Below are 6,824 nucleotides of genomic sequence, written 5' to 3' on the forward strand. Positions count from 1 at the left end.
ATTACACCTTCAGGAAACGCTTGAGTGACACCCATGCACCCACCGCACCAATCGCCATGCCGAGCAGCACGATGACAATGCTCACGTACGTCATGAACGGAGACTGCGGAATGAGCGGGAAAAACGCCAGCGTATCGTAGACCTTGTTCGCCACCCCGGCATAGAAACTGCGCAGAACGAATGCCGAGATCATACCGCCGATACAGCCAAGGACAATGCCCTCAAGCACGAATGGCCAACGAATGAACTCATCCGTGGCACCGACATACTTCATAATCGCGATCTCCCGCCGCCGCGCAAAGACCGTCAAACGGATCGTATTCGCAATGATGAAGACCGTCGCGCCGCCGAGCATGAGAATGAGCAGGACGCCGAAGATGCGTACAAGACGCGTGATATCAAAGAGATGCTCCACCACATCCTGACCGTATTTCGCCGACTCCACACCGTTCATGCGCTCGATCTGCTTCGCCGCCGTCTCGACCATGTCCGGCTGGCGTACCGTCACCTCATAAGCATTGGGGAGTGGATTCTTGTCCCCCAGTGCATCCAGCAGATATTTTTGCTCACCAAGCCGCTCGGACAGACGCTTACGCGCCTCCTCACGGCTCACATATTTGACCGACTCAATCCCCTGCAAGGCACGAATCTGCGTCCCCAGTTCCTCCTCCGCATCCTCGGAAAGGTCATCCTTCATATAGACGCTGATCTGCACCTGTGACTCAAGGAGCGAAGCGGCACGGTTCATATTCAGTGCGAGGATCAGAAAGACCCCCAGAATAAAGAGAGAAACAGCAACCGTACCGACCGCCGCGAACGTCATCCAGTTGTTGCGGCGCAGGGAGCGAAAAACCTCCTGCACATAGTATTCGGCGGTTCTAATCTTCATATCCGTATCCTCCGCGCAGCTCATCGCGTACAATGTGTCCACCCTCAATGGCAATGACACGGCGCTGCATCGTATCGACAATGTTCTTATCATGCGTTGCCATGACAATCGTCGTCCCCGCCGCATTGATACGCTTAAAGATATCCATGATGTCCCAGCTCGTCTCGGGGTCGAGATTGCCCGTCGGCTCATCCGCAATAAGAATCGCAGGATCGTTCACAATCGCACGCGCAATCGCCACACGCTGCTGCTCACCGCCCGAAAGCTGCGAGGGGAAGTTGCGGTACTTGTCACGCAGCCCGACCACGTCCAGCACTGCGTTCACACGGCGCTGGATCATCTGGCGCGGCGCCTCAATGACGCGCATGGCAAACGCCACGTTCTCATAGACCGTCTTGTCCGACAGCAGACGATAATCCTGAAAGATAACCCCCAATCCGCGCCGGAGGTACGGAACATCCTTCAAATCCATATTGACAACGTCGTGCCCGTTGACGAAGAGCTCGCCCTCGGTCGGCAGCTCCTCGCGAAAGAGCATCTTAATGAACGTGGATTTCCCCGCGCCGCTCACACCGACAACGAAGATAAACTCCCCCTTGCCGATCTCAATGCTCACATGATCGAGGGCAACGACACCATTGTCATATATCTTTGAGACATTTTTCATCCGAATCATATATCCGTCTCATTCCTCTCCAAGCCGAAACTCCCGTATGAATCAAGAGTCCCTGAAAAACCATCTCATATTATAGCACAAATCGAAAAAACAGCAAAACACTGCGTTGCCATTTTTGCTGTCTCATGCTATTCTCTTTAGAGTAACGGAAGCATTGATAAGGAAAACTACGATGGTTCTTAAAAAAATTTTCTACGTGACGCTCGGACTTCTCAGTCTGGCGCTCGGGATACTGGGTGCCTTGCTGCCCATTCTGCCGACCGTCCCGTTTGTTCTGCTCGCCGCCTTCTGTTTTGCACGCGGCTCGCAGCGCCTCGATGCGTGGCTGCGTACAACACGCATCTACCGCCAAGCCATGCTCCTCATGCGCAACGGCAGGCGCGGCATGACGAACGCGCAGAAACTGCGCATCATGCTGCCCGTAACCACGCTTATGGGCATCTCCTTTCTCCTCACCGAGCACCCGCACGCACGCATCGCCATTGGAGTGATGTGGGCGCTGCACGTCATCTTCTTCGTATTCCGCATCCCCAGCGTCAAAAGGGGAACATAAAATTAGGGAGGTTTTTATGACAAACTGCAAAGAAGTGAGTTGGCACAGCACGCGGCTTGACCGCATGATGAATATACGCATCTACGGAAAGCCGACGGGTGCGCCCCTCCTCGTCTTTCCGACACAGGATGCAATGAGCGACAACTTCGAGAACTTCGGTATGATCGAGGCAATGGCGAACGATCTCCGGAGCGGGCGCATTCAACTCTTCTGCGTGGACACCGTCGACACCGAGACATGGTCAAACGTATGGGGCGACAAGCGGTGGCGTGCGCAGCGGCAGGAGCAGTACTACGGCTACATCATCGACGAGGTTGTCCCGCGCATCTACCTGGAGAACACGAGCAAGCAGCTGCCGATTGCTGCGGGCTGCAGCCTTGGCGGACTGCATGCTGCCATCGTCTTCTTTCGTCGCCCCGATCTGTTTGGCGGCGTGCTCGCCCTCTCGGGCGTCTACGACGCAAAATTCTTCACCGACGGCTGGATGAACGAGACACTCTATGATAACTCGCCGCTCGACTTTCTCGCCAACATGCCCGAGGATCACCCCTACATCGACCTCTACAACCAGCGGCGTATCGTCCTCTGCGTCGGACAGGGACGCTGGGAGGAGGAGGGGCGACGCACGACCGCGCTCATGGGCAATCTGCTCTACAGCAAGGACATCCATGCGTGGGTCGACTTCTGGGGCTACGATGTCGATCATGACTGGGAGTGGTGGAAGAAGCAGTTCACCTACTTCCTCCCCTTTGTCCTGCGTGAAGACACATAAGGAGGTGCACACATGAATTTTATCTTTGTTTCCCCACAGTTCCCGCGCGTCTATTGGAACTTCTGTGACCGCCTGAAAAAAAAGGGCGTAAACGTTCTCGGCATCGGCGACACGCCCTACGACCAGCTGCAGCATGAAGTGCGCGAGTCGCTGACCGAGTACTACTTTGTGCCCTCGCTCGCCGACTACGATCAGATGCTGCGTGCCGTCGCATTCTTTACCTTCAAATACGGCCGCATCGACTGGATTGAATCCAACAACGAATACTGGCTCGCGAGCGATGCACAGCTGCGCACGGACTTCAACGTACGCACGGGCTGGCAGACAGGCGACATCGAACACATCAAGAACAAATCTGCAATGAAGCCCTTCTACCATAAGGCGGGCATTCCCACGGCACGTCTCGCAAAGGTCACAACACTCGCGGCAGGTGAGGAGTTCCTTGCCGAGGTTGGCTACCCCGTCATCGTAAAGCCCGATACGGGCGTCGGTGCAACGGACACCTACCGCATCGACAACCATGACGAGCTGCGCCATTTCTATGCGTCCAAACCGACCGTTCCCTACGTCATGGAGGAGTTCGTCACGGGTGATATCTGCTCCTATGATGCCATCGTCGATGCGGACTCGAACCCCATCTTCGAGTCCATGACCGTCTGGCCGCCGTCCGTCATGGACATCGTGCTCTATCAGCTCGACCTCTCCTACTATACGACGGACATCGTTCCCGATGCCTTGAAAAAGGCAGGACGCGCCACACTGAAGGCATTCCACGTACACAGCCGATTCGTTCACCTTGAGTTCTTCCGTCTGACAAAGGACAAGCCCGGACTCGGCAAAGTCGGGGACTTCGTCGGACTTGAGGTCAATATGCGCCCCGCCGGCGGCTACACCACCGACATGATGAACTTTGCGCATTCCACCGATGTCTATGAGATCTGGGCAGATATGATCACAGCGAACCGCCGCCTCCTGCCCGACCGCAACGAACACTACTACTGCGCGTACGCGAGCCGTCGCGACTTCCATCGCTATGTGCATACGCACGAGGACATTCTCGCACGGTATGCGGGCAAGATCGTCATGTGCGAGCGTATGCCAGAGATGATGTGGCCGCAGATGGGCAATCACATGTATACAGCAAAACTGAACGGGCAGGCGGAGACCGACGAGTTCATCCGCTACGTACAGGAACAACAGGGATAACGGCACGAAAAAAGTTGTTGTATGAGATCAAACGACCTCGTACAACAACTTTTTTGATTGACTGACCTGAGGAAGCAGCACTGATGCTGCTATCGTACCACAAATGGAGAAATGCGTAGACAGCACCACTCCATCACCGCTCTCCGCGCACAGCAATCCAGTACGTCCCCTCTTTGAAATCCAGTGCGACCACACGGAAGCCCGCCGCATGAAAGAGACTGCGGAACTCCGTCGGAGTCGGATTTGTCAGCGAATATTCCGCGACCTTCGCGCGGATGCCCTCGGGCAGATCATCCCGCCCATAGATCTCCGCAAGGAGCACGAACGACCCGCCCGGCTTGATCACGCGTCTGACTTCCTTCAGGCTTTTCTCGGGCGAAGGCCAGAAATAGAAACTCTCCACCGTCACCACCGCATCAAAGCGTTCGTCCGCAAACGGCAGCTCCTCCACCGATCCATGCAGAATCTCCATCCGTCCCGATTCGATCAAAGGGGCGTTGAACGCACGCGATGCCTCCACCGAAGTCTTTGCATAGTCGATGCCGACGAGATGTCCCTCCGTCACGCGTTCGGCTATGCGTGCAAGCGTATTGCCGCCGCCGCAGCCGATATCGAGCACCGTATCATGTGGAGCGAGGTCAATGTGCGCAAGTCCCCACTCCACAAGCTTTGCATGACTTTCGTTCATGCGTGCAAGCATCGCACGCCCTGCCTCCCCCTCGGGGCAGCGGGGATTCCCCTCCGCCGTCTCCCGGTCTATCTTCTGCCAGTCTGCCTCTGCCATCTATTGCACCCCCATCGTCTGTTTCGACAGATCAAAACCGAACTGCATCGGGTCGGCAGGATCCCAGATCCGCGTCTCCTCGTTGTAGCGGACAGGCACATAGAACGTCACCGTGCCGATCGGCTCAAGTTCGCGGTACGCCTCTGCCGTCGCCTCGACTGCCGTCTTGCGCAGCTCCTCCGGTGCGGCATCCAGCTTCATGCGCTGTCGCATGAGAGAGGTTGCCTTTTCGCGTGCGGCGATCATATTGTATCGCGTTACCGTCACTTCAACCATTGCCTGACCGCGCCCCTCCTCCGTCACAGCCGTTTCGACCGTCGCCGTACGCAGGGACTCCATATAGGCATCGCCAATCTCCGCCGCCTCCTCGGGCGAGAGCATCGCCCCAGACGTTTGCAGTGCATTCGAAAACGCCGCTTTCATGTTAAAGGACTCCGTCGGCGCACCATAGGAGGCAAGCCGCTTCTGCGCCGCCTCATCCTGCCGCACAAACGCGTCACAGTAAAGCTTGATACTCTCCGCTGCATCTGCCCGCTCCATGCGTCCAAACGTCGCGAAATAGAGTGCTGTCAGAATCGCCGCAGCAAAGATTGCCACAAAAATGATGGGAAATCGAATTTTTGATGAAATCACCGTATTATCACTCCTCTATTATATTCTATCGCACAAAGATCCGCGCCGAATTAGCACAGGGCTCTATTTCATCAGAATATAATATGCGCATGCATTAGATGGCGTGGCTGAATTTATCAGTGCTTCCATAAGGATTGCTATGGTGAGATCATTGTACCATAAAAAATTTTTGGGAGGCGAGCACGGAATTCACCTCACACGAGCAAAATAAAAAGCCCATCAAAAGACAGGCTTTTCGCAAATTTTTCATGCGTCATTCAGATCCGTTTTCGTAAATCTCCATATCCATCTGATCCATACGCTTTGCGATCACAGCGGTTCCGACAAGGTCACCCGTATTGTTCAACAGCGTATGCGGCGGATCGATGACCGGCCAGATTGCAGCAAAGATTGGAATGACATCCAACGGCATACCAATTGCTTCGAGGAGAACAGTGCTCATGACAATTCCTGCGCCCTTCACGCCGGCAGCACCGACAGACAGGATAATGCCGAGGAAGATATAGAGTACGAGCTTGCCAAACGTAACCTCCACGCCATAGATGTGACCACAGAATATGCAGCAAAGGCCAATAAAAACAGCAAAACCGTTCATGCCGCAAGTGTTTCCAAGTGGAAGTGTGAAACCGTAGACATTTTCCGGAATGCCAAGTTTACTGCCCGCAACCTTTAAAGATACAGGCAGAGTCGCAGCCGACGAGGTGGTCGACACGGCAACAAGCATTGGTTCAGAAATGCGTCGAAAGAAACCGAGCGGTGAAATTCCGGCAGCAACTTTTAGAATCAAGGGATATAGAATGACAAGAACAAGCCCGCAGGTGAGATAATCTGCTGCAATGAGAAGCAAAACATCCTTGACCGTCGCCCCAGAGATGGTTGTTACCATAGTTGCCATCAGAGACGCAATGCCAATGGGCGAAAACGCCATGACAAAATCCGTGATTTTCAGCATGACGGCAGCACATTGATCTAGTAGGCGGATAAGTTCCGCGACTTCCTTCCCAAGTATGAGTAAAGCACAGCCAAGGAAAATAGCGAACACAATAATCTGCAGCATATCCTGCTTGACCATTGCATTCACAATGTTCTCAGGAAACCATGAAATGATGTTGTATAAATAAAGTTGACAACTTCTTCGCAAGGATTTTAGATAAGGTCAAAGAGGAGAAGGAGAGGTCAAAATAGCAGCAAACAGGCAATACGATGACGAATTTAAGGTGCAGGCAATCAAGCTGGCGCAGGAAATCGGTCAAGCGAAAGCCGCCAAAGAGCTAGGAATTTCCAAGAATACGATGTATACATGGACACGCG

The 6,824-nt window shown here is 54.2% G+C and carries 9 protein-coding genes; 4 read left to right on the forward strand and 5 right to left on the reverse strand.

What is annotated here, in order from left to right; genetic code table 11:
• Position 1: 1 nt before the first annotated feature.
• Both ftsX and ftsE read right to left on the reverse strand, forming a co-directional pair.
• Entirely contained in the window at positions 2 to 889 is an 888-nt protein-coding gene (gene ftsX, locus C8273_RS08545) for a permease-like cell division protein FtsX (protein WP_106627290.1), read from the reverse strand.
• Positions 879 to 1,565: a cell division ATP-binding protein FtsE gene (gene ftsE / locus C8273_RS08550; protein ID WP_106627291.1), complete on the reverse strand. Its 687-nt coding sequence runs from the start codon at positions 1,563 to 1,565 to the stop codon at positions 879 to 881. The genes ftsX and ftsE overlap by 11 nt, the downstream gene beginning before the upstream one ends.
• A gap of 172 nt (positions 1,566 to 1,737) precedes the next feature.
• Between ftsE and C8273_RS08555 the strand changes: the two genes are divergently transcribed.
• Genes C8273_RS08555 through C8273_RS08565 form a run of 3 tightly spaced genes read left to right on the forward strand, consistent with a single transcriptional unit; the run spans position 1,738 to position 4,096 of the window.
• Positions 1,738 to 2,118 carry a YbaN family protein gene (locus C8273_RS08555; protein ID WP_106627292.1) on the forward strand — a complete coding sequence of 127 codons (381 nt, stop codon included), beginning with the start codon at positions 1,738 to 1,740 and terminating at the stop codon, positions 2,116 to 2,118.
• 16 nt (positions 2,119 to 2,134) lie between these two features.
• Positions 2,135 to 2,890 (forward strand): esterase family protein, encoded by a 756-nt coding sequence (locus C8273_RS08560; protein ID WP_106627293.1) that lies wholly within the window; start codon positions 2,135 to 2,137, stop codon positions 2,888 to 2,890.
• 12 nt (positions 2,891 to 2,902) lie between these two features.
• The gene (locus C8273_RS08565) at positions 2,903 to 4,096 is read left to right on the forward strand and encodes an ATP-grasp domain-containing protein (RefSeq protein WP_106627294.1); all 1,194 of its coding nucleotides are present in this window, start codon (positions 2,903 to 2,905) and stop codon (positions 4,094 to 4,096) included.
• A 133-nt stretch (positions 4,097 to 4,229) separates the two neighbouring features.
• On the opposite strand, the gene C8273_RS08570 is transcribed toward C8273_RS08565, so the two are convergent.
• The 3 genes from C8273_RS08570 to C8273_RS08580 all read right to left on the reverse strand — a co-directional run bounded on the left by C8273_RS08570 (position 4,230) and on the right by C8273_RS08580 (position 6,654).
• Positions 4,230 to 4,880, reverse strand: a complete 651-nt coding sequence (locus C8273_RS08570) for a class I SAM-dependent methyltransferase (RefSeq protein ID WP_106627295.1) — start codon at positions 4,878 to 4,880, stop codon at positions 4,230 to 4,232.
• A complete protein-coding gene (locus C8273_RS08575) occupies positions 4,881 to 5,513 on the reverse strand; it encodes a hypothetical protein (RefSeq protein ID WP_106627296.1) in 633 nt (210 codons plus the stop codon).
• Between the two features lie 253 nt (positions 5,514 to 5,766).
• On the reverse strand, positions 5,767 to 6,654 hold the full coding sequence (locus C8273_RS08580; protein WP_267895799.1) for a dicarboxylate/amino acid:cation symporter: 888 nt from the start codon (positions 6,652 to 6,654) through the stop codon (positions 5,767 to 5,769).
• Between the two features lie 40 nt (positions 6,655 to 6,694).
• Between C8273_RS08580 and C8273_RS13490 the strand changes: the two genes are divergently transcribed.
• A partial coding sequence (locus C8273_RS13490) for a transposase (RefSeq protein WP_159060751.1) occupies positions 6,695 to 6,824 on the forward strand: 130 nt, incomplete at its 3' end.

Origin of the sequence: Candidatus Centipeda massiliensis (genome assembly GCF_900290285.1) — a bacterium.
GTDB classification, from domain to species: Bacteria; Bacillota; Negativicutes; order Selenomonadales; family Selenomonadaceae; genus Centipeda; species Centipeda massiliensis.